The sequence below is a fragment of the Synechococcus sp. PCC 7502 genome, assembly GCF_000317085.1.
GTDB lineage: Bacteria > Cyanobacteriota > Cyanobacteriia > Pseudanabaenales > Pseudanabaenaceae > PCC-7502.
In genome coordinates this window covers 2,560,939-2,583,811 of sequence record NC_019702.1, presented here as the reverse complement: position 1 = coordinate 2,583,811, position 22,873 = coordinate 2,560,939, and the positions used below count along the sequence as shown (strand labels likewise).

Annotated in this window: 18 protein-coding genes; 14 read left to right on the top strand and 4 right to left on the bottom strand. The window is 41.4% G+C overall.

Annotated elements, in window-relative coordinates; translation table 11 throughout:
• Nucleotides 1-95: 95 nt before the first annotated feature.
• Nucleotides 96-1,970, top strand: coding sequence for a DNA-directed RNA polymerase subunit gamma (locus SYN7502_RS12835; RefSeq protein WP_015169225.1), 1,875 nt, complete (start codon nt 96-98; stop codon nt 1,968-1,970).
• Between the two features lie 61 nt (nt 1,971-2,031).
• Nucleotides 2,032-5,961, top strand: a complete 3,930-nt coding sequence (locus SYN7502_RS12830; RefSeq protein ID WP_015169224.1) for a DNA-directed RNA polymerase subunit beta' — start codon at nt 2,032-2,034, stop codon at nt 5,959-5,961.
• A gap of 114 nt (nt 5,962-6,075) precedes the next feature.
• Here SYN7502_RS12830 and SYN7502_RS12825 read toward each other — a convergent pair whose 3' ends face one another.
• Together SYN7502_RS12825 and hpxO are read right to left on the bottom strand one after the other, a co-directional pair.
• Nucleotides 6,076-7,113, bottom strand: a complete 1,038-nt coding sequence (locus SYN7502_RS12825; RefSeq protein WP_015169223.1) for an aromatic ring-hydroxylating dioxygenase subunit alpha — start codon at nt 7,111-7,113, stop codon at nt 6,076-6,078.
• Between the two features lie 24 nt (nt 7,114-7,137).
• A complete protein-coding gene (hpxO, locus tag SYN7502_RS12820) occupies nt 7,138-8,301 on the bottom strand; it encodes an FAD-dependent urate hydroxylase HpxO (protein WP_015169222.1) in 1,164 nt (387 codons plus the stop codon).
• Nucleotides 8,302-8,423: 122 nt separating this feature from the next.
• Here hpxO and uraH point away from each other — a divergent pair, with 122 nt between their 5' ends.
• Genes uraH through puuE form a run of 3 tightly spaced genes read left to right on the top strand, consistent with a single transcriptional unit; the run spans nt 8,424 to nt 10,212 of the window.
• The gene (gene uraH, locus SYN7502_RS12815) at nt 8,424-8,777 is read left to right on the top strand and encodes a hydroxyisourate hydrolase (protein ID WP_015169221.1); all 354 of its coding nucleotides are present in this window, start codon (nt 8,424-8,426) and stop codon (nt 8,775-8,777) included.
• A 9-nt stretch (nt 8,778-8,786) separates the two neighbouring features.
• Nucleotides 8,787-9,284, top strand: coding sequence for a 2-oxo-4-hydroxy-4-carboxy-5-ureidoimidazoline decarboxylase (gene uraD, locus SYN7502_RS12810; protein WP_015169220.1), 498 nt, complete (start codon nt 8,787-8,789; stop codon nt 9,282-9,284).
• A 4-nt stretch (nt 9,285-9,288) separates the two neighbouring features.
• Nucleotides 9,289-10,212: an allantoinase PuuE gene (gene puuE, locus SYN7502_RS12805; protein ID WP_015169219.1), complete on the top strand. Its 924-nt coding sequence runs from the start codon at nt 9,289-9,291 to the stop codon at nt 10,210-10,212.
• Between the two features lie 154 nt (nt 10,213-10,366).
• Here puuE and SYN7502_RS12800 read toward each other — a convergent pair whose 3' ends face one another.
• Entirely contained in the window at nt 10,367-10,777 is a 411-nt protein-coding gene (locus SYN7502_RS12800; RefSeq protein ID WP_015169218.1) for a hypothetical protein, read from the bottom strand.
• Nucleotides 10,778-11,068: 291 nt separating this feature from the next.
• On the opposite strand from SYN7502_RS12800, the gene recN reads away from it, so the two are divergent.
• The 5 genes from recN to SYN7502_RS12775 all read left to right on the top strand — a co-directional run bounded on the left by recN (nt 11,069) and on the right by SYN7502_RS12775 (nt 15,989).
• Nucleotides 11,069-12,844, top strand: coding sequence for a DNA repair protein RecN (gene recN / locus SYN7502_RS12795; RefSeq protein WP_015169217.1), 1,776 nt, complete (start codon nt 11,069-11,071; stop codon nt 12,842-12,844).
• A gap of 68 nt (nt 12,845-12,912) precedes the next feature.
• Nucleotides 12,913-13,146: a DUF433 domain-containing protein gene (locus SYN7502_RS12790; protein WP_015169216.1), complete on the top strand. Its 234-nt coding sequence runs from the start codon at nt 12,913-12,915 to the stop codon at nt 13,144-13,146.
• Nucleotides 13,147-13,356, top strand: coding sequence for a DUF5615 family PIN-like protein (locus tag SYN7502_RS20645; protein ID WP_210391285.1), 210 nt, complete (start codon nt 13,147-13,149; stop codon nt 13,354-13,356).
• A gap of 275 nt (nt 13,357-13,631) precedes the next feature.
• Nucleotides 13,632-15,506, top strand: a complete 1,875-nt coding sequence (locus SYN7502_RS12780) for an AMP-dependent synthetase/ligase (protein ID WP_015169215.1) — start codon at nt 13,632-13,634, stop codon at nt 15,504-15,506.
• A gap of 18 nt (nt 15,507-15,524) precedes the next feature.
• Nucleotides 15,525-15,989 (top strand): YlqD family protein, encoded by a 465-nt coding sequence (locus SYN7502_RS12775; protein WP_015169214.1) that lies wholly within the window; start codon nt 15,525-15,527, stop codon nt 15,987-15,989.
• Between the two features lie 4 nt (nt 15,990-15,993).
• Here SYN7502_RS12775 and SYN7502_RS18395 read toward each other — a convergent pair whose 3' ends face one another.
• Nucleotides 15,994-18,930, bottom strand: a complete 2,937-nt coding sequence (locus tag SYN7502_RS18395) for an EAL domain-containing protein (RefSeq protein ID WP_015169213.1) — start codon at nt 18,928-18,930, stop codon at nt 15,994-15,996.
• A 76-nt stretch (nt 18,931-19,006) separates the two neighbouring features.
• Here SYN7502_RS18395 and SYN7502_RS12765 point away from each other — a divergent pair, with 76 nt between their 5' ends.
• The 4 genes from SYN7502_RS12765 to SYN7502_RS12750 all read left to right on the top strand — a co-directional run bounded on the left by SYN7502_RS12765 (nt 19,007) and on the right by SYN7502_RS12750 (nt 22,799).
• Nucleotides 19,007-19,717, top strand: coding sequence for a pseudouridine synthase (locus tag SYN7502_RS12765; RefSeq protein WP_015169212.1), 711 nt, complete (start codon nt 19,007-19,009; stop codon nt 19,715-19,717).
• An 87-nt stretch (nt 19,718-19,804) separates the two neighbouring features.
• A complete protein-coding gene (locus tag SYN7502_RS12760) occupies nt 19,805-20,641 on the top strand; it encodes a helix-turn-helix domain-containing protein (protein ID WP_015169211.1) in 837 nt (278 codons plus the stop codon).
• A complete protein-coding gene (locus tag SYN7502_RS12755; protein ID WP_015169210.1) occupies nt 20,638-21,711 on the top strand; it encodes a Gfo/Idh/MocA family protein in 1,074 nt (357 codons plus the stop codon). Before SYN7502_RS12760 ends, SYN7502_RS12755 begins: the two co-directional genes overlap by 4 nt.
• A 167-nt stretch (nt 21,712-21,878) precedes the next feature.
• The gene (locus tag SYN7502_RS12750) at nt 21,879-22,799 is read left to right on the top strand and encodes a branched-chain amino acid transaminase (RefSeq protein ID WP_015169209.1); all 921 of its coding nucleotides are present in this window, start codon (nt 21,879-21,881) and stop codon (nt 22,797-22,799) included.
• Nucleotides 22,800-22,873: the final 74 nt, after the last annotated feature.

The following is a 22,873-nucleotide window of genomic DNA, read 5'->3' as shown; positions in this document are numbered from 1 at the left end:
CTTCTATCTAAACTCAATTTCATAGATTTTATCTGAATATTTTATCTGATAAATATTATCCAAATTACTCAAAAGAATCATAGGAAGCTTTACTCATGACAAAAGTGGAACAACGCTTTGATTATGTCAAAATTGGTTTGGCTTCCCCTGAAAGAATTAGGCAGTGGGGAGAACGTACACTTCCCAATGGTCAAGTTGTGGGGGAAGTTACAAAACCTGAGACTATCAACTATCGTACTCTCAAGCCAGAAATGGATGGATTGTTCTGTGAGCGTATTTTTGGTCCTGCTAAAGATTGGGAATGTCACTGCGGTAAGTATAAGCGAGTCCGCCATCGTGGAATAGTTTGTGAACGTTGTGGTGTTGAAGTTACGGAATCAAGAGTCCGCCGTCACCGTATGGGATTTATTGCCTTAGCGGCTCCAGTAACTCATGTTTGGTATCTCAAGGGTATTCCCAGCTATATGGCAACTCTTCTGGATATGCCATTGCGAGATGTTGAACAAATTGTTTACTTCAATGCCTATGTGGTTCTTGATGTAGGCAATGCTCCCAATTTATCCTATAAACAACTGCTTAGTGAAGATCAGTGGATACAGCTGGAGGATGAAATTTACGCCGAGGGTTCTCAGTTAGATGGAATTGAGGTAGGAATTGGTGCAGAGGCGGTACAACAGCTTCTGAATAATATTAACCTTGAACAAGAAGCAGAAAAGCTCCGTGAAGAAATTTCTAGTTCTAAGGGACAAAAACGCGCAAAGCTAATTAAACGTTTACGAGTTGTTGATAACTTTGTGGCAACAGGTTCTCGTCCTGAGTGGATGGTACTAGAGTATATTCCTGTTATTCCTCCAGACTTGAGACCCATGGTGCAACTAGATGGTGGTCGTTTTGCTACTAGTGATCTTAACGATCTTTATCGCCGTGTTATTAATAGAAATAATCGTCTGGCTCGTCTGCAGGAAATTCTAGCACCAGAAATTATTGTGCGTAATGAAAAGCGAATGCTTCAGGAGGCTGTAGATGCCTTAATCGATAATGGACGTAGAGGAAGAACAGTAGTTGGAGCAAACAATCGTCCTCTAAAATCGTTATCTGACATTATCGAAGGTAAACAGGGGCGGTTTCGTCAAAATCTTTTAGGAAAGCGGGTTGATTATTCTGGTCGTTCCGTAATTGTGGTTGGTCCCAGCTTAAAAATTCATCAGTGCGGATTACCCAAGGAAATGGCAATTGAGTTATTTCAACCTTTTGTTATTCATCGTTTAATCAGGATGAACTTGGTGAATAACATCAAAGCAGCGAAAAAAATGATTCAGCGTAATGACCCAGCCATTTGGGATGTTTTAGAAGATGTAATCCGAGATCACCCAGTTATGTTGAATCGGGCTCCAACACTTCACCGTTTGGGAATCCAAGCCTTCGAGCCAATTTTAGTCGAGGGTCGAGCAATTCAGCTTCATCCATTGGTCTGTCCTGCATTTAATGCTGACTTTGATGGAGATCAAATGGCGGTTCATGTGCCTTTATCTATTGAAGCTCAGGCTGAGGCAAGGTTACTAATGCTTGCTTCTAATAATATCCTCTCACCAGCTACGGGCAGACCTATTGTTGCCCCCAGTCAAGATATGGTTTTAGGCTGCTATTACTTAACAGCAAGTAATCCAGATACCCAAGTTGGAGAAGGTCGGTATTTTGCTAATTTCCAAGAAGTTGTGATGTCCTATGAACATAAGCAAGTTACATTACATTCTAAAATCTGGGTAAGATTTGAAGGAACTGTTGAGGGAGATGGAGCCGATGACACGCCTTTATCAGAAATAATTGATGAAAGCGGTTATAAGCTGAAAACCTATCCATTCCGTCGTGTTCGAGAGGATCAATCAGGTAAGGTTGTCTCACAGTATATTCTCACTACCCCGGGAAGAATCATTTTTAATCAGTCAATTTATAGCTCTTTGGCAGTTTGAGATATTTTCTCATAGCCTCTGATCATTCCCATATTGAACCTTTTATATAGAGATCACAGTCATGACAGATTTAAACACATCTGACCAAAACTCACCTAGAATTTTTATTAATCGCACAGTTGATAAAGGGCAACTCAAGAAGTTAATTGCCAGAGCTTTCACTAACCATGGAACCTTCGCTGCTGCAAGTATGGCTGATGAGCTAAAATCATTAGGATTTCGCTATGCGACCCAAGCTGGGGTATCTATTAGCGTGGATGATTTGCAAATCCCTCCTAAGAAAAAAGAGTTATTAAGAGAAGCAGAGGCTGAAATAGAATCAACGGAGAATCGATACACCCGTGGTGAAATTACTGAGGTTGAAAGATTTCAAAAAGTAATTGATACTTGGAATCAGACTAATGAGTCGTTGAAAGATGAGGTTGTAAAGAATTTCAAAAGTAACAACCCTTTGAATTCTGTTTATATGATGGCATTTTCAGGGGCAAGGGGAAATATTTCTCAAGTACGTCAGTTAGTGGGAATGAGAGGGTTAATGGCAAATCCTCAAGGCGAAATTATCGACTTGCCTATTAAAACTAATTTCCGTGAAGGATTAACTGTAACTGAGTATATAATTTCATCCTATGGAGCAAGAAAGGGATTGGTTGATACTGCCTTACGTACCGCAGACTCAGGTTATCTTACTCGACGATTGGTGGATGTTTCTCAAGATGTAATTATTCGAGAAATTGATTGTGGAACTGATCGTGGTATTACAGTTGGAGCAATGAAGGATGGCGATCGCACGCTTATTAAGCTTGAAGATCGGCTGTTTGGTCGTGTTGCGGCTGAAGACATAGTTAATCCTCAAACTGGAGAGGTAATTGTTGCTAGAAATGAAGCTATTTCCGATGAGTTATCAAAGGAAGTTGTAAAAGCTGGAGTTGAGAAGGTTTTAATTAGATCGGCATTAACTTGTGCTTCAACTAGATCAGTTTGCCAAGCTTGTTATGGCTGGAGTCTTGCCCATGCTAAGTTTGTTGATATTGGTGAAGCTGTGGGAATTATTGCCGCTCAGTCCATTGGTGAACCTGGAACTCAGTTAACGATGAGAACGTTCCACACTGGCGGGGTATTCACTGGTGAAGTGGCTCAGCAATATCGGGCTGGATTTGATAGTACAGTTAAGTTTACTAAGAAGTTACGGGTACGTCCTCTGCGGACTCGTCACGGGGAAGATGCCCTGATTGTTGAAGCGGACGGAGATATTAGCCTAGAGGGTGGCGGCAAAAAAGAAGTTCTATCAGTTTCCCAAGGTTCAACTTTACTAGTTAAGGATGGCGAAAAAGTCAAAGTAGGTAGATTAATTGCCGAGGTTCCTGCCGCAGGTAGAACTGCTCGTAAAACTACGGAAAAAGCAACTAAAGATGTTGTTTCAGATTTATCTGGTGAGGTTCTGCTCCCAGACTTAATCCCTGAGCAGAAAAGAGATCGCCAAGGTAATACTAGCTACATAGCTCCTAGAGGAGGTTTAATTTGGGTTCTGGGTGGCGAGGTATATAACTTACCCCCTGGCGCTGAGCCTGTGGTTAAAAATGGCGATCGCATTAATATTGAGGGTGTGTTGGCAGAAACTCGTCTGATTACAGAGCATGGTGGTGTAGTTCGATTAAATCAGGTTGATAGCCGCAATAGCCGTGAAGTGGAGATTATTACTGCTTCTGTAGTTTTAGATGAAGCAAAAGTGGAAAAGGAAATCCACCAAGGAGGAGAGCACTATATCCTAGAGGCACAGAGCGGGCAAAGGTTTTCCTTAAAGGCTACTCCGGGTACCAAGGTTATTACTAATCAGGTTATTGCTGAATTAATAGATGATACTTATCGCACCAATAGCGGAGGAATTATCAAATATTCTGGAGTTGAAGTTGCTAAACGTAGTAAGGGTAAGCAAGGACACGAAGTAGTTAAAGGTGGTACCCTACTCTGGATTCCAGAAGAATGTCATGAAGTTAATAAAGATATTTCTCTATTATTAGTTGAGGATGGACAATATATTGAAGTTGGCACCGAGGTCGTTAAAGATATTTTTGCTCAAAGTTCAGGGGTGGTCGAAGTCACTCAAAAGAATGACATTTTGAGAGAAATTGTAATCAAACCTGGTGATCTATATTTAACAGATGATCCCCAAACAGCTATGCGTAAGCATGGTAACCTAGCCAACCCTAGCGATGAAGTGATGCCTGGACTTATATCTCAGGAACTCAGGTATGTTGAATATGTAGAAACTCCCGAAGGTTCAGCATTACTGTTACGACCTGTAGAAGAATTTGAAGTTCCAGATCAGCCTCCAGTTCCCAGTCAAGAGTCAGTTAATCAGACTGGACGTTCCATTAAATTAAGAGCTGTTCAACGTCTTCCCTATAAAGATGGAGAAAGAGTTAAATCTATTGATGGGCTGGATTTGCTGCATACTCAGCTTGTCCTAGAAATTGATACGGATTCACCCCAATTAGCTGCTGATATTGAGTTTGTGGCTGATGAAAGTGATCCAGATACCTTCAAGCTTCAGCTTGTAATCTTAGAGTCATTAATTGTACGTCAAGATATTGCGGCTGATCCCACTCAAGGTAGTACATCTACGCAAATTTTAGTATCCGATGGGGAAGCGATCGCTCCAGGTGCTGTTGTAGCTTTAACACAAATTTTATGTAAACAGTCTGGCATAGTTAGGGGTATTCGTGAAGGGGATGAACTAGTACGCCGAATTTTATTGGTAACTGATGAAGACCTTTTGAGAATTAACTGTAATACTGCCAAAATCAAGGTTGGAGACCTAGTAAAGTCTGGCGATGTGCTTGGTAGCAATGCGGTTTTACCTGAATCTGGTCAAGTTATTGAGGTTGGTGACAATTTTGCCATCATTCGTAAAGGTCGTCCCTATTTAGTTTCCCAAGGTGCCGTCTTACAAATTTCAGATACTGATTTGGTGCAAAGAGGAGATAGCTTGGCATTGCTAGTATTTGAACGTGCCAAAACGGGAGATATCATTCAAGGGCTACCTCGGATTGAAGAACTACTGGAAGGACGCAAGCCTAAAGAGATGTGTATATTGGCACAAAGAGGGGGCAAAGTTCAGGTTGTATATGATGCCGATGAAAATGTTGAAGTCAAAATTTTGGAAGATGATGGAACTGTAACTGACTATTTAATTGGACCAGGACAAAGTTTAATTGTCTCCGACGGACAAATTTTGCATGCTGCGGAACCAATTACCGATGGACCTGCTAATCCCCATGATATCTTGGAGATCTACTTTAAGTTCTATCGAGAAACTGATTCGATTAAGGATGCGGCACTAAAGAGCTTGCAAAAAGTACAGGAATTTTTAGTCAATCAGGTTCAATCTGTCTACCAATCTCAAGGCGTAGATATTTCCGACAAGCACATTGAGGTTGTTGTAAAGCAAATGACTTCAAAAGTGCGGATTGATGATGGCGGTGATACGACTCGACTACCTGGAGAGTTAGTGGATTTACATCAAGTTGAACAAATCAATGAGGCAATGGCAATTACGGGCGGTGTTCCTGCTGAATATACTCCAGTCTTAATGGGTATTACTAAAGCCAGTCTTAATACTGATAGTTTCATCTCGGCGGCTAGTTTCCAAGAAACTACTAGAGTTTTAACCGAAGCAGCGATTGAGGGTAAATCTGACTGGCTACGCGGACTTAAGGAAAACGTAATTATCGGGCGCTTAATTCCTGCGGGTACGGGATTTAATGCCTATGAAAATCCAACTATAGATTTAGAATCAGACACTTTGGAAGAGATAATTTATGACTCTCCTCTTACCTTTGACGATAAATCTGACGATATGATTATTGACGATCGCATTGCCAGAACTTATCAACCTATGAACTTTAGTAGTGATATTGAAGATGAACTAGTTGATGACGGAGTTGAATACGAAGACGAGGATGATATTGATGATGATGAAATGATTGAGTAGTTAGAACTTTTGGTAGTGTTAAAGAGGGCAGGAGCGTCTTCTGCCACTCAACTAAACCGTTTTACCAAACCGATTCCCCTGTTAAAAAAGTTAAATTAGTCTACGCCTAAAGTTTTAAGGGGTAACTGGACGAGGCATATACCAAGTCGCTGTTTGCTCGGTTTCGCCATGGGCTTTAAGTAATGCCATGAGTTTTTTACGCATGAGTAGTCCAGGTTTATCAGTGAACATATTCTGTTCAGAAGTAGGGACAAGCGGCACATCATAGTTAGTGGTTTCCAGAATCCTCTTATCTTCAAGGGTTACTGCCCGGTCAAACGCCACCACATCCTTGGTTGGGGTGTCTGCCTCTGTGTCGTTGCGGAGGCAAAACTGTACCATTTGGGAATTTGCATCATCAATGGGAGTCATGGTATTAACGATAATATGAGCTAGTCCATTGGCATAATTAATCCGTAGTTTGATTGTAAAGGGCATAAACCATTCCATATCGAGGATGCGATAGGTCTCAACTGTATCCATTTTCAGATTTTGCTGTTGGAGTTTAGTATTGACCACAATCTGCTTGGCTTGTCCTTTTAACCCTTCAGGCGTTTCCACGATCTCTAATAGTTCGGGCGTGGGGTGATCTTTACTACCAAAGGTACCTGTATGGACAAAAGTGGGATGGGCAAAGTCAAATTCATTTTCCATTACCCTTAACCCTGCACACTTCCAAGGTTCATAAAATTCACGGATCAAGCGAAAGTTTGGCTCAAATGCCTCGGTAATGGTGGGAACTTCGGCGATCGGTTCATCCAAACACACCCAAACATAGCCATAGCGTTCTGTACACTTATAGGCGTTGATTCTGGAAGCTGAGGGAACGGAGATATTTTGGGATTGGGGAATATGCACACAATTACCAGCGCGGTCAAATTGCCAGCCATGATAGGGACAGACGATCGCTCCATTTTCTACGGTTCCTAAAGATAATTGAGCAGAGCGATGACAACACTGATCTTTAGCGGCGGCAGGTTTCCCTAATTCATCCAGCCATAACACAATTTTTTGCTCAAGTAAGGTAAAGGATTTTGGTCCATCACTTAAATTGGCGATCGGAATGACAGGATACCAAAATTTACGAAGTACGGGTTGTTTTGTAACTAGCATGGGGAGTTCTCCAATTTTTAATTTTTAATGAAATGGTCCTGCCAAAATCACCTTAGCAAGAGCATTAATTACATCCTTTTCATCCTCTTGTTTGAGGCTGGCATACCATTGCTGGGTAGCTTCTGGGTCTTTCCCATAGATAATATCAGCCCGTTTGCGTGCCTTTAATACTAAAGAATTTGTCCGTTCCTTGCGATCGCTTTCATATCGTATCAGTGCATCCTCCACGCTTAAATTTGTGGTAATTAAATAACGACAGAGAATTTCTGCATCTTCCATTGCCTGACAGCCACCTTGTCCAAGGGTAGGGGTTGAAGCATGGGCAGAATCACCGAGCAGTGCCACCCGTCCTCGCACAATATGTTCTAGGGGATCAAGATCGCTAATTTCTAGGCGATTAGTTTCTAAGGGATTAATCTGCATAATCAGATTCTGCACAGGGGTAGCCCAGTTGTAAAATAAATTCTTGAGTTCCAACTGCCGATCACAGGGTTCAACTACAGTTCCTTTAGGCATAGGCGCACCAAAAAAGAAATAGAAGCGATCGCCCCCAATCGGCATCATCGAGGCACGCTTACCTTCACCCACATAAATTCCCCACACATCACTAGGAGAAATATTAGGATTAGCTGCAACTAAGCCATTCCAGTTAACATAGTCCGCATAGCGTGGTTCTACCTCACTGCCAGCAACATAGGTGCGAGCAAGAGAATGAATACCATCGGCACCGATTAATAAATCAACTTTGGTTGAGTGCCCATGCTCGAAAATCGCAGTTACCCCGTCCGCTTCTTCGGTAATGCCAATACATTTTGACTGGAGTTGGACATTCTCTTCACCAAAAGCATCTAGTAATATGCGTTGTAAATCACTACGGGAAACTGGATAGGGGCGTTGTCCGACTCGGGCAAACAGAGGATTTAGATCAATATCACTTAGGAGTTCATTGGTATGGGTGCGATATTCCATCCGATCCATGCGTCCACCAATGGCAGCGATCGCCTCACCTAGCCCCAGCCAATTTAAGACCTTAACCCCATTTGACCACAGAGATATTCCTGCACCTGCGGGTTTGAGGGCAGAAGCTTTATCATAGATTTCGACCGAGTATCCCATGCGCCGTAGGGCAATTCCCGCCGTTAAGCCACCAATACCAGCACCGATAATTGCGACTTTAAGGTTGTACATGAAAGCATTGTATACAGTATACAAACTAAATTTATCAAAACCTCAATGGCAATTCTGTATGGACGATTACAATTTAAATCAATTGCTTTAGTTAATGTATACAGTATACATTTTAAATTAATATGTCGGGAAAGCTTACAACTCATATTTTAGACACTGTGCGGGGTCGTCCTGCTCCATCGATTGTGATCGAATTATGGTCTATCGATCCGGTTAGTGGTCTGGGTAGCACCGTGAAGTTTGAAACGACAAACTCCGATGGTAGAGCGATTTTATTAGCTGATGGAGACTTAAAATCAGGGGTGTATGAACTGGTTTTTGTGATTGGCACCTATTTCTCCGAGTTTTATCCACCCAATAGCCTCCCGTTTTTTGAGCGCATTCCCATTCGCTTTGGCGTTGACAATCCAGATCAGCATTATCATGTTCCCCTCCTAGTTTCTCCTTGGTCTTACAGTACCTATCGTGGCAGCTAGTTTTTAACTATGTACATAATTCAACAGCTTAACCAAATGGATCGCTTGGCATTTACCCTTGCTTTAGGTACAGTTTTTGAGGATACTCCTGAAATTGTGAATCAAACTTGGGACAAACTACCAGTTCTAACTGTTGAACAATTATATAAAAACTTGTTAGATACCGTTGATGCCATGAGCTTTGATCGTAAACATAAACTAATTTGTGCCCATCCTAGTCTTGGCGATCGCATCAAAATGGCAGAAGCATCCGTAAGAGAGCAATCTAGTATTGGTTTAGATAGTTTAAGTTCGGAGGAATACAATCTGTTTCAATCCTTAAATCATGCCTACCGCCAGCGATTTGGATTTCCGTTTATTATTGCCGTTAGAAATCATACTAAGACTAGTATTTTAGAAGCATTTAAAACCCGTTTGCAAAATTCCCTTGATCTTGAATTAAATCGGGCGATCGCTGAAATCAAAGAAATTGCTCGATTTCGCCTCTACGATTTAGTGATTTCCTAAAACTATGAATCCATATCCTCGAGATTTAATTGGCTACGGTCAGTATCCACCCCATCCCCAATGGCATAGCCAAGCCCGCATAGCTGTACAGTTCGTGATCAACTATGAAGAAGGTGGAGAGACCTGTATTTTACATGGTGATAGTGCTTCAGAAACCTTCCTCTCAGAAATTATTGGGGCAGAACCATTTGCGGGAATGCGGCACATGAACATGGAATCGATGTATGAATATGGCAGTCGGGCGGGTTTTTGGCGATTGCATCGGTTATTTAGCCAACGGCAGATTCCAATTACTGTCTATGGGGTGGCTATGGCTTTAGCTCGTAACCCTGAGGCTGTGGCAGCTATGCAAGAGGCAGACTGGGAAATTGCCAGTCATGGTTATCGCTGGATTGACTATAAATATTTACCCGAGGTGGTGGAACGGGAGCATTTACACAAAGCGATCGCCATTCATACCGAAGTCACTGGTAGTCGTCCCCTGGGCTGGTACACGGGTAGAACTAGTGCCAATTCTCAAAAGCTCGTAATCGAAGAAGGCGGTTTTCTCTATGATTCCGATAGCTATGCCGATGATCTACCCTATTGGATTTATCCCAACTCGCAGAATACCCATAAACCCCATCTAGTAATTCCCTATACCCTTGATAATAACGATATGCGCTTTGCTACAGCCCAAGGGTTTAATAGTGGAGATCAGTTTTTTGCCTATTTGCGTGATGCATTTGATGTTTTGTATGCTGAGGGGGAAACGGCACCTAAAATGATGAGTATTGGTTTACATTGTCGCCTTGCAGGGAGACCAGGGCGGGCAGCAGCTTTAGCAAGATTCCTTGATTATGTGCAGAATCATGAACAGGTTTGGCTCTGTCGGCGCATCGATATTGCCGATCACTGGCATAAACACCATCAACCTCAAGCCACTTAAAGACTCTGCTAACTTTTGAGTAGCGATCAAAAACAAGCCCTAATCAAATTAAAGCAAAATACGATCCTGCCCTCTTTAACACCACCCATCAAAAATTGTGTTTGAGTCAACTTACGGATAATTGTGCCACTGGCAGCCATAGATGAGCGATCTGTTAGGTATGGTTTTCAGCGTGCATAGATAAAAATACCCAAGCAAAAAACAGCATAAATACTAAATCATTTAGCCCGTAAATACTATAAAAAATCCCAGCAAAAACGTCCTTGGAATAAAGTGGTGCAAGACTATTTCCCAAAATCCACTGAATCCAAGCTACAACATAGACCAGTTTCTCTATAGCAAAGGCTCCAACCAGCCATTTGATGTTTGAGTGAATGAATGCAGCACTAAGGTAAGTTAGCCCCCACACAATAATCATGAGGAGTCCAAAATTCGACATTACAATGGGATCGGCATTGTTAATAGCCACATTAGTAAATCCCCGTGAAAACACGAGAACACCGCCGATATTCATCAATGCTGCGGCAATAAGTCCATTTTTAACCAAGTTTAAGTTTCTATTCACTCTTACCCCCTAGGGCTACAAAACCCAACAAGTAATAAACTTAATTAACTAGCGATCGCTTTTTGTGGTGTAGCAGTGGGCATAGTCTGGACTTCGACAGGAATTGGAATTTATGGAGTTTCCGTAACCTGTTTTAAGTATATCAAACAAATGATGTCAGAATTTCTAACGAGGTTCCCGTTTTACGACCGTAGCAGGCATTTAGGTCTATCAATGCGTGAGATTTTTTAGTAAACTTTCTCATAGCTAAAGCTCTGTTAAACTTTGGAGTAGCCAACAACAACAAGCCCCATGCTCTTGAGTTTAAAAATTCAAAACTTTGCTCTAATTGATTATCTGGAATTAGAACTCCACCCAGGCTTAAATATCCTCACAGGTGAAACAGGGGCAGGTAAGTCCATTATTTTAGATGCCCTAGATGCGGCTTTGGGTGGGAAAATTACGGCAAAGTTTATGCGAACAGGGACAGAACGGGCGGCGATCGAGGCAGTTTTTAAGCCTAATTCCGTAGTGACGGAGTGGTTAGCCAGTCAAGAAATTGATTTAATTGAGGAAAATCAAATTATCTGTAGTCGAGAAATTACGGCAAAAAGTAATCGTACCCGAATTAATGGCGTAGTCGTAAATAAGCAACAAATTCAGGAATTACGGGAGAAATTAGTAGAAATTACGGCACAGGGACAGACAGTGCTTTTAGGAAGAGCCTCCATGCAACGGGAATGGCTAGATAGTTTTGGTGGGGTGGAATTAATTAGTCAAAGACAAATAATTACTAAACTGTTTGAAAATTATCAAAAGGCTAAAAACGCAGTTATAGAAAGACAAGAAAGCGATCGCCATAGATTACAACAACTTGATATGCTCCAGTATCAACTCCAAGAACTAGAAGCAGCAGACTTAGAAGACCCTGAAGAATTAAATCACCTAGAGAGCGAACGCCTGAGATTATCCCACAGTGTTGATTTACAGCAGCAAAGTTATCAGGTATATGAAGCATTGTATGCGGGTGAAACTAGGGGGGATTGCGCGGAGCTATTGGCAGATGCAGAAGCAGTATTAATTGATATGGTGGCAGTCGATCCCAACTTAGAAGGAATTTTAGAACTAGTTTCCAGTGCTTTAGCGCAGGTACAAGAGGCATCCCGCCAAATTAATAACTATGGTGCCAACATTGATAGTGACCCCGATCGCCTAGAAAGGATCGAAGATCGCATAAGACAACTCAAACAAATTTGCCGTAAGTATGGTTCCAATTCACCGACTGGATTAAGAGAAGCGATCGCCCATAAACATAAGCTAGAAAAGCAGTTGGCGGAAATTAATGCCAATAATCAACCCTTAGAAGTGCTAGAAAAAATTGCCAGTGAAAGCCTAAGTAAATTAACCAAAGCCTGTGCCAAATTAACCAAACTCCGTCACACTGCCGCAAAAGAACTAGAACAACAGCTAATTAATGCTCTTAAATCCTTGGCAATGGAAAAAGTCCAATTTCAGGTAAAAATTACGGAGCAGGTTCCTAATAGTAGTGGTGCCGATCAGGTCAGTTTTGAATTTAGTCCTAACTTGGGTGAACCTTTACAACCTTTGGCGGAAACTGCTTCAGGTGGAGAAATTAGTCGATTTTTATTAGCTCTGAAAACCTGTTTTGCCAAATCTACCCAAGGTTTAACGCCATTATTAGTGTTTGATGAAATTGATGTGGGAGTTTCAGGTCGAGTGTCCCAAGCGATCGCTCAACGATTATTTCAACTAGGACAAGGGCATCAGGTACTATGTGTAACTCACCAACCAATTGTGGCTGCGATCGCCGATCATCATTTCCAAGTCAGTAAAAAATTTGTAGAGGTTAATAGTAATAGCAGCAAAAGCGAAAGAACGATAGTAGAAGTTGAGTTACTGAATCCAAGCCAACGTAAGCAAGAACTGGCAAATCTGGCGGGTGGGGTGATGAGTGAGAAAAATACTAAAGAGAAAGATAAAACCACTGACAGTGCGATTATTTTTGCCGAATCTTTATTAACTCAGGCACAAAACCTTAAACAGGAACTAGAACAGCTAAATAATTAACTGAAACGCTAAACCATAAAATTATCTTAATAAAACATAAGTACATAACATAACTATTGGAGTCGAACATGAGTCTAGATCGCATTATTACTAATCCCAAAATTATGGTTGGTAAGTCCGTAATTCGCGGAACAAGACTGACCGTAGAATACATCTTGAACCTATTGGGTAATGGCTCAACTATTGCCGATATTCTGGATGAATATGACGGGTTGACTCAAGAAGATATTATGGCTTGCTTGTTATTTGCGGCACAATTTCTGCGTGAAACTACGTTTATTCCGTTGCTGGAGTCAGCCTAGATGCAATTTCTGGTAGATGAATGTACTGGCTCGAAAGTTGCTAAATGGCTTCAAGGTCAAGGATATGAGGTATTTTCTATTTATGATCAGGCACGGGGGATTTCTGATGATGCGGTGTTACAAAAAGCTTTTTCAGAGAACTGGATACTACTAATGATAAAGACTTTGGCGAGAAGAGTTATCGGGATCAGCGATCGCATAGAGGCGTAGTATTAATGCGGCTCACAGATGAAAGATACTCGAATAAAATTGTAGTTTTATCGAAGCTTTTAGCCAAACATTTAGATCGGCTACCAGATAATTATGTGGTCATCACTGAGAACCAAATTAGATTTGCAAGATTATAGTTTTGCCAACTATACACTTCCGAATTTAGTCAGAATTTAGTCGGAATTTAGCCAGATTAAAAAGTGACACAATTACCAAAACCGAGGGACTGAATTTCCTTTTTAATGATTCATAGTAAATCTATTTAATAAATCCCCATGACTAATACAAAACCCCTAGATCACTCTCAAGCGCAGAATCTTTGGGATGTTTGGCAAAAGACGGCTTTGGCATATCCTGATATTTTGGCAGTTTATGATCCCCATGCCCATAATGCCCTCAAGCTTACCTATAGAGATTTGGTGGAGCAAATGACAAGGTTTGGGGCGGGATTGCGATCGCTTGGAATTAAATCAGAAGATCATGTGGCTTTAATTGCCGATAACTCTGCGCGTTGGTTAATTGCCGATCAAGGAATTTTAGCGATCGGGGCGATCAATGCCACCCGTAGCTCCCAAGCGGAACGGCGAGAACTGTTATACATTCTGGAACATAGCGATAGCACTGCTTTAGTTATAGAGAATCTGGCAACCCTAAATAAACTTCAGCCCGAACTACAAGATTTACCGATTAAACAAATTATTTTGCTATCCGATGAAAATCCCCCAGAAGGAGCTTATAACTTTTCTGAAGTCATCGAACTGGGAGCTAGCAAAGATTTAGGCAATCCTGAAATTACACCTAAACATCTTGCGACTTTAATCTATACCTCTGGTACGGGCGGCAATCCCAAGGGCGTAATGCTTAGCCACGGTAATCTTTTATATCAAATTAATGGAGCCTTGGACGTGTTTGTGGTAGAACCCAGCAAAAAAGTGATGAGTATTTTACCAACTTGGCATTCCTACGAGCGATCATTTGAATATTACATTTTTTCCCAAGGCTGCACGCAAATTTATACTAATCTGCGCTCTATTAAAAAAGACCTTAAGGATTTTCAAGCAAATTACATGGTGGCAGTACCAAGGCTATGGGAATCAATCTATGAAGGCGTGCAGAAGCAATTTCGAGAGCAACCAGCAAGCAAGCAAAAATTAATTAATTTCTTTTTTAAGGTGAGTTTGGCATATATTAAAGCCCGCAGAATTTGGCAGGGACTAGATTTAGAGAATCTCGCTCCTACTTTAGGTGAAAAGTTAATAGCTGGCTTAACAATGTTGGCATTAACTCCAGTGCATTTACTGGGCGATCGCCTAGTTTATAAAAAAGTACGGGAAGCAACAGGTGGATGTTTAGAGTTAGTGGTAAGTGGAGGTGGATCGATCGCTTTACATCTGGAAGACTTCTATGAAATTGTTAATATTCCCATTCTCAGTGGCTATGGTTTGACCGAAACTTCACCGATTACCCATACTCGCCGTCCCCACCGTAATATTCGCAATGGCGATGGACAACCTTTACCAAAAACTGAAACCAAAATTATCGATCAAATTACCCGTCAATCTGTCCCAGCCTATTGTCAAGGTATTGTCACCCTGCGGGGACCACAAATTATGCAAGGTTACTATAAAAATCCCACCGCTACAGCTAAGGCGATCGATCCCGAAGGTTGGTTTGATAGTGGTGACTTGGGTTATGTTACCCCTTGGGATGACTTGGTAATTACAGGACGGGCAAAGGATACGATTGTGCTATCTAATGGCGAAAATATTGAACCCCAAGCGATCGAGGATGCCTGTTTGCGTAGTCCATTTATTGATCAAATCATTGTAGTGGGGCAGGATCAAAAACAACTGGGGGCTTTAATTGTGCCAAATCTAGCGGCATTGGAAGCAGCGAACTTAATTTCGCCAAATTCTGACCTTGCTACTGTGAATTTGGAAACTGTAGAAATTAGATCTATTTTTCGGGAAGAATTAAATCGGGAAATCAAAAATCGTTCGGGCTACAGCGTTAATGATCGCATTAATGTCTTTAGTTTTATTCCAGAACCCTTTGCGATCGCCAATGGCATGATGACTCAAACCTTCAAAATTAAGCGCAATGTTGTAAATGAGCATTACCAAGATATTATTAACAAGATGTTTGTCTAACCTAGTAATTCCAACTATATGAATTCCATAGATTTTGCTAATCAACTTCTGCTCAAGCGTGTAGTTAATATCAAAGTAATCGTCACGCCCCGTTGGAAGGATGAAATGCAACAACAACTGCAAGTCCAAATCCAACAACTTGATAGCCAAATTCAACAGGTTGAGTCCCAAGGACAGAGAATGATTGCGGAAATTGAACGCCAAAGCATTAAGCCACCTGGACCTGCGGTATTGGGGGAAATTGAGTCCATTCGTTCCCAGATCAATGAGCGCAAGTCAGAATTTCTGGAACAAAAAAACCAAGCTCTCCAACAGTTAAGTCAAGTTCAGATTTTAGAGCTAGAACAGGAAGTCAACCAAGGACAATTAGATAGCTTTTTCCCTGTAAGTAAGGGTGATAACCTAATTGGCTTGATGCAAGTGGAAGTTGTACTCCGTGATGGCATCGTTGAGGATATTCGCTCTGGTTTCCCTGCGATTTAAAACCTTAAATCTTACCTTTGATCAAATCTGAAGCGAGAAAATGTCTTTGATCATGCAAAATTTTTGTTGCCACCTCGGTCGTGACTGCAGGACTAAATATATAGCCTTGAATCCCATCACAACCAAGAGCGCGCAAAAATTCTAATTGTTCTGGGGTCTCTACACCTTCGGCGATCGCTTTCAAATTTAACGTGTGGGCGATCGCTATAATTGCCGTAGTAATGGCGGCATCATCTTTATTGCGGGGAATTTCTCGAATAAAAGCAGCATCTATTTTCAGCTTCTGCACGGGAAATTTCTTTAAATGACTGAGCGAAGAATAGCCTTTACCAAAATCATCAATGGAGATGCGAACGCCCATATTTTTTAAACTTTGCAAGGTTTCGGCGGCGGCATACTCATCTTTCATCACCGCACTTTCAGTAATTTCAATTTCTAGGTATCGGGGCGCAAGTCTGGTTTCAGCAATGATCCGACTTACTTTTTGTAATAGCTGTGGGTCTTGGAATTGCTTAGCAGAAAAATTAACAGCAATCTGAATAGGTGGTAATCCCATGTTTTGCCATAGCTTATTTTGGGTGCAGGCAGTGCGTAATACCCATTCGCCAATGGGAATAATTAAGCCATACTCTTCGGCAATGGGAATAAACTGATTGGGAGGAATAAATCCAGATTCAGTTTGCCAGCGAATTAGAGCTTCCATGGAAATCACTTTCCCCGTTTGTAAATCTAACTGTGGCTGATAGTAAACCAGAAACTCATCTTGGGCGATCGCTCGACGGATGGAACTTTCCATAAACATCCATTCAAATGCCCGTTCATGCATAGATTGGGTAAAAATCTGATAATGATTACGCCCTTGTTCTTTTGCCCGATACATTGCTACATCAGCATTTTTCAGTAACGTGTCACCATCATCACCATCATGGGGATATAGGCAAATACCAATACTGGCAGTGATATACATTTCATGGTGATCCAAATGGAATGGCTGGGATAATGATTTTAGAATCTTTTCCGCAACTTTGACTACATCTTCCACTTGCTTCACTTCAGGTAATAGAAGCATAAACTCATCCCCACCCATGCGGGCAATGGTGTCACTTTTACGCATATTTCTAGTAAATCTCTCTGCCACTAATTGCAGTAGGCGATCGCCCATAGCATGACCAAGGGAATCATTGACAACCTTAAACCGATCCAAATCAATAAACATTACTGCTAATAGAGTTTTGAAATTGGATTGCTCCTGATGTAATCTGCTGGCTAGTGCCAAAGCTTGATTGAGGCGATCGTTAAATAAAGCCCGATTGGGTAATCCCGTCAAAGGATCATGGAACGCCAGATAGGAGATTTTTTCCTCTGCACGCTTGCGATCGCTGACATCTTCAATTTGATCAATAAAGTGAATTGGCTCTCCATTTCCATCCCTAGTGAGAGAAACATGCAGTAAAGTATCTACAAATGTGCCATCCTTGCGAATATATCTTTTAGGAATTTGATAACTGGGAAATTCACCTGCCAATAATCTTTGGCGCATTTCTAAGCTAGTGGGCAAATCTTCAGGATGGGTAATATCCACGCAGGTGAGTTCTAAGAGTTCACTGGGGGTATAGCCTAAAATTTGAGCGATCGCCTGATTTACCTGCACAGATTGCCCATTCAGAGCCTTAATCATCATGCCAATGGGAGCATAGTTAAAGGTGAGTCGAAATCGTTCTTCACTTAGACGTAGAGCTTCTTCCGACAGTTTCACTTCTGTGATGTCAACAACTGTGCCTTCATATCTTAAAAGCTTGCCAGAGGTATCTCGAATTGACCGCACATTTTCAGAAATCCAGACCTTACTGCCATCCTTACGATAGACTTCCGAATCAAACCCCAATACTGCATCCTGTTGTTTCAGCAACTCTACAAACTCCAGTCGCCTTTGGGGATTAACATATAATTGGTTAGCAATATCGGTAATGCCATTCATCAAATCCTCCGGAGAATCGTAGCCATAGATGGATGCCAACATCGGATTTACTTTTAAGTACTTTCCTGATTCCGAAGTTTGGAATATTCCTTCCACCGCATTTTCAAAAATACCTCGATAGTCCTCTTCTGCCTGCCTTAGGGCATCTAAAGCCTGTTTGGTGCGCCTCTGCTCCGTGATATCTCGGATGGATAGAATTTGGGCAGGCAAGTCATTATAGATTAGTTCCAGACTTTTAACTTCCACATCTATAAGCTGTCCGCTTTTCTTAAGATGCTGCTCACAGAATTGATCAAAGCTATGTCCTAATGGAGCAAGCACACTCATATCTTGGGTGAGGAACTCAGAGCGATCATAACCATAGTGATATATTGCCGCATCGTTAACTGCGATCACAGCTAAGGTTTGGAGATTATAAATTATTTGCGGAACCGTAGAACCATCAAACAGGTATTGACAGGTTTGTACTGAAGCTTGTAGAGATTTTTCGAGGCGATCGCCAATGGTATGGTCTTCAAATTTGACAATCAGATGTATTTCAGTTCCCGGACTTAATCTTTGATCTAATAAAAACAGATTCAATGCCAAACTCACTAACTGCCCATCCTTAGTAATGCAACAATGGCGTGAGTCCTCTTGATGGGATTGCCCTGAAACTAACTTGAATATAGTTGTCTGTAGCTTTGGTCTCTCTTCGGGAAGAATTAAGCTCTCGATTTGGATATTTCTCAATTCTTCTGTGGAATAACCTAACAGCTCAGAAAATCCATAGCTGGCATCAATAAAGTATCCTTCCTTTGATAGAATAAAAACACCGATGCCATTATCTTCACTTTTGCGAAACTTTTCTAGCTTTGATCGTAATTTCTGCTGTTTTAGTAATTCAAAATAAAATGGCTTGAGTTCTCCCAAGTTCTCAATTTCTGGCTCACTTAATAACTTGTTTGCAGCCTTTAATTTCATGAATTCCTATAACATATAACTATTTATAATACATTTCCTGAATTTTAGGTTTTAGTATTGATTGATACACATTGCTATGGCAGAACGTTTACAAAAAATTTTAGCAAGTTATGGCATTGCCTCCCGCCGCAAGTCTGAGGATTTAATTGCCAGTGGACGGGTAAGAATTAATAACCAACTAATTACAACCTTGGGAACAAAAGCCGATCCCAATAGCGATCGCATTACCGTAGATGGCAAACTAATTAATATTAAACCTCAACTAGAGTACCTGCTTCTGCACAAGCTCAAGGGTTATATTTGTAGTCGCCATGATCCCCAAGGACGTAGAACTATTCAGGAACTGTTACCACCGAACTATCAGCATCTCTATTCCGTAGGTCGCCTTGATTATGATAGTAGTGGGGCATTACTTCTAACTAATGATGGGGATTTTGCCAATCGTCTCACCCATCCCCGTCACCATGTCCCTAAAGTCTATGAAGTAATTGTCCAAGGACATCCCAGCGATCGGATCCTAGATCAGTGGCGGCAGGGCATAGAATTAGATGGAAAATTAACCCTACCTGCCCAAGTCCAAGTCTTAGCAAGTCAAGCCCACAGTACTAAACTTCAAATTACCTTAAAAGAAGGACGCAACCGCCAAATTCGCCGTGTAGCTGAAATTTTAGGTAATCCAGTCCTAGAACTGCACCGAGTAGCGATCGCCACGGTCAATCTAAATAATTTAGCACCAGGAGCCTATCGTCTTTTGGATCAACAAGAATTAGCAGCTTTAGGTCTTTAGTAGTATTCCGTAACAGCATTAAAATTAACAGTATTAAAATATATTAATATTACATCAGCCTCCTAAGACCAATAATTGACAGAGATCATGAAAGTCAGTAGTAAAGAACAGCAAGCGTTAAAATTGGCGGAGATTGGCTCTCAACTTAAGCGTATCCGTGAACAAAAAAAAATATCTTTGCAAAAAATTAACCAAATCACCCTAATTTCCCAACGACATTTGCAGGCGATCGAGGAAGGAAATATTAGCCGTTTACCAGAACCAGTATATATTCAAGGATTTATTCGCAAGTATGGAAATGTACTGGGAGTTTCCCAAATCGCCGAGCAGTTTCCCCTAGTAAATTCTGTGCCTAAGTCCAGTTGGTTCAAGTCTTCGGAATTACGCCCTCTGCATCTTTACCTAATTTATATAGTCGTAATTTCCGCCTCAATTGGGGCATTGTCCAATGTGCTTAATCCCAACGCTAATTACAATACAATCAGCGATAGCGAAGTTCAATTAAGTAATGCCGCAAAGCTAAATTCTAATCCTCCGAGTGGTTCTATTTTTAATCAGTTAATTCCCAAATCTAACTCTACTCTGATTCAACCGCTATTAAATAAATCCCAACCTTTACTACCTCAGCAGAAGCCTGTAAATGTGGGAGTAGCAATGAAAGGAGAATCTTGGATGCGGGTTGAAGTTGATGGAGAAGTTAAATTTGAGGGTATCCTCTCGGAGGGGTCAAGTAAAACTTGGACAGCCAACAAAAATATCACTTTGAGGGCGGGCAATGCGGCGGCGGTTTTATTAGTATTTAATAATTATCCTCCCCAGGCTTTAGGACAGGCGGGTGAAGTGGTGCAGAAAACCTTTGATTCTAATTTTAAGCCCACTAATATTACAACTAAACTTTCCCTATTACCTGAGGGGCAACAATGAACAGTCTGGGCGTAGGCATTGTCGGTACTGGATTTGGACAGCTTATTCATATTCCCGGTTGGCAAGCCTGCACGGGCACCAAAGTTTTAGGTTTATATCACTATGATTTAAAAAAAGCACAACAGATTGCTCAAAAATTTAATATTCCCTTTGCCTGCGATCGCCTAGAAGATTTATACGCCAACCCAGACATTCATATTATTTCAATTTCTACTCCGCCATTCTTGCATTATGAAGCCGCTAAACTTGCCTTAGAAGCAGGTAAGCATATTTTATTGGAAAAGCCTGTAACCTTGAATGTGTCCGAAGCGATCGCCCTCCAGCAGTTAGTCGAATCACGAGGATTAACCGTGGGTGTAGATTTTGAGTTTCGGTTTGTCCCAAGCTGGCGTTATTTGAAATATCTACTAGAACAAGAACATATTGGTAAAATCCGTTCTATTTATGTGGAATGGCAGGTATCAGGTAGAGCAGACGCTAATCGTCAATGGAATTGGTATAGCCAAAAATCCCAAGGTGGCGGAGCTTTAGGCGCACTTGGTTCCCATACCTTTGACTATGTGCGTTGGCTCTTTGGCGAAGTGAAAGGTTTAACTGCCCAGCTAAAAACGACAATTCCTGAACGTCCAGATCGTAATGGCACTATGCAGCTAGTCGATGCCGATGATACCTGTAATATTCTCTTGGAATTAAGCGATGGCGTACCCGTTAATATTGCTATCAGTACAGTAGCATACGCAGGTAGTGGGCATTGGTTAACCATCTATGGCGATCGCGGTACTCTAGTTTTAGGGAGTAAAAACCTCAAGGATTATGTTCACGGCTTTAATTTGTACTATGCTCCCCCCCATCAAGAGTTAGAAATTATCCCAATTCCATCAGAATATGAATTACCTGAAGTATATAAGGATGGGAGACTGGCACCTTTTATAGCTCTGGGCGATCGCTTTGTTAAGGCAATTAATGAGGGTACTAGCTTTACTCCTAGTTTAGGGGAAGGGATCCAATCCCAGTTATTAATGGACTTAGCACACCAATCTGATCAAATCCGAAGATGGATATATGTGTAAAAGTCTGTAAAAGTTCACAAAAACTTCAATGAGGTATTAATCCACAATTCATACAGGATCCTCATATAAACGGATTGAGCAGGTGGAGGTTCATCTCTTAACCCCTCTCACAGATCACTTGTGATTGCTATATCATGAAATACTATTAATAATATTTGAGGTTAAATATGTCGGAACAATATGCGTATCTGCGTGGACAATTTGTACCACTAGATCAGGCAACTATCAGTGTGCGTACCCATGCTTTTCTCTATGGAACCGCTGTATTTGAGGGATTAAAAGCCTACTGGTTACCTGAGTCTCAGCAGATGGGTGTATTTAGAATGCCTGAACATTATGCCAGATTGATGAATAGCTGTCGGATTTTACGCCTGCGATCACCACTTAACCACGAAGAAATGTGTGCTTTAACCTTAGACCTTCTCAAACGCAATCAATGTAGCTCTGCCACCTATATTCGCCCGATTGTCTATAAATCCGATCTACGCATTGGACCAATCTTGACCGTGAAAGATACCCAAGATGATTTTTGTCTATTTACAGTACCAATGGATGGCTACATAGACACAACTAAGGGTTTACATGTGGGTGTATCGGCATGGCGCAGATTAGATGATAATGCCATACCCGCCCGTGCCAAAGTCAATGGAGCTTATGTCAATACTGCCCTTGCCAAAACCGATGGACATCTCTGCGGCTATGACGATGTGGTGGTATTAACTAATGAAGGACATGTCGCCGAAGGCAGTGCCATGAATTTATTTCTAGTGCGAGGTAATCAGTTAATTACCAGTGCCATCACCGAAAATATTTTAGAAGGCATCACCCGTGACACCATAGTTGAACTAGCAACCAAGGAATTAGGCTTAAAAGTAATTTCTCGTCCTATAGATCGCACCGAACTTTATGTTGCTGATGAAGCATTTTTTGCGGGTACTGCTACAGAAATTGCCGCAATTACCCAATTTGATCATCGCTACTTGGGGGATGGCAAGGTTGGTAAAATTACTCAACAACTGCAAGACCTATTTAGTAAAGCAATTCATGGGCTATTACCTCAGTACCGCCATTGGATTACACCCGTTTAATATTAAGAGCCGATCAAGGCTTATAAGTATAGACTTGTTAAAATAAACTTATAAGATAAACAGTATAGCTAGAG

Excerpts from the sequence above, each read along its gene's own strand:
- SYN7502_RS12835 (WP_015169225.1), top strand. The coding sequence starts at position 96 with ATGACAAAAGTGGAACAACGCTTTGATTATGTCAAAATTGGTTTGGCT.
- SYN7502_RS12830 (WP_015169224.1), top strand. The coding sequence starts at position 2,032 with ATGACAGATTTAAACACATCTGACCAAAACTCACCTAGAATTTTTATT.
- SYN7502_RS12825 (WP_015169223.1), bottom strand. The coding sequence starts at position 7,113 with ATGCTAGTTACAAAACAACCCGTACTTCGTAAATTTTGGTATCCTGTC.
- hpxO (WP_015169222.1), bottom strand. The coding sequence starts at position 8,301 with ATGTACAACCTTAAAGTCGCAATTATCGGTGCTGGTATTGGTGGCTTA.
- uraH (WP_015169221.1), top strand. The coding sequence starts at position 8,424 with ATGTCGGGAAAGCTTACAACTCATATTTTAGACACTGTGCGGGGTCGT.
- uraD (WP_015169220.1), top strand. The coding sequence starts at position 8,787 with ATGTACATAATTCAACAGCTTAACCAAATGGATCGCTTGGCATTTACC.
- puuE (WP_015169219.1), top strand. The coding sequence starts at position 9,289 with ATGAATCCATATCCTCGAGATTTAATTGGCTACGGTCAGTATCCACCC.
- recN (WP_015169217.1), top strand. The coding sequence starts at position 11,069 with ATGCTCTTGAGTTTAAAAATTCAAAACTTTGCTCTAATTGATTATCTG.
- SYN7502_RS12790 (WP_015169216.1), top strand. The coding sequence starts at position 12,913 with ATGAGTCTAGATCGCATTATTACTAATCCCAAAATTATGGTTGGTAAG.
- SYN7502_RS20645 (WP_210391285.1), top strand. The coding sequence starts at position 13,147 with ATGCAATTTCTGGTAGATGAATGTACTGGCTCGAAAGTTGCTAAATGG.
- SYN7502_RS12780 (WP_015169215.1), top strand. The coding sequence starts at position 13,632 with ATGACTAATACAAAACCCCTAGATCACTCTCAAGCGCAGAATCTTTGG.
- SYN7502_RS12775 (WP_015169214.1), top strand. The coding sequence starts at position 15,525 with ATGAATTCCATAGATTTTGCTAATCAACTTCTGCTCAAGCGTGTAGTT.
- SYN7502_RS18395 (WP_015169213.1), bottom strand. The coding sequence starts at position 18,930 with ATGAAATTAAAGGCTGCAAACAAGTTATTAAGTGAGCCAGAAATTGAG.
- SYN7502_RS12765 (WP_015169212.1), top strand. The coding sequence starts at position 19,007 with ATGGCAGAACGTTTACAAAAAATTTTAGCAAGTTATGGCATTGCCTCC.
- SYN7502_RS12760 (WP_015169211.1), top strand. The coding sequence starts at position 19,805 with ATGAAAGTCAGTAGTAAAGAACAGCAAGCGTTAAAATTGGCGGAGATT.
- SYN7502_RS12755 (WP_015169210.1), top strand. The coding sequence starts at position 20,638 with ATGAACAGTCTGGGCGTAGGCATTGTCGGTACTGGATTTGGACAGCTT.
- SYN7502_RS12750 (WP_015169209.1), top strand. The coding sequence starts at position 21,879 with ATGTCGGAACAATATGCGTATCTGCGTGGACAATTTGTACCACTAGAT.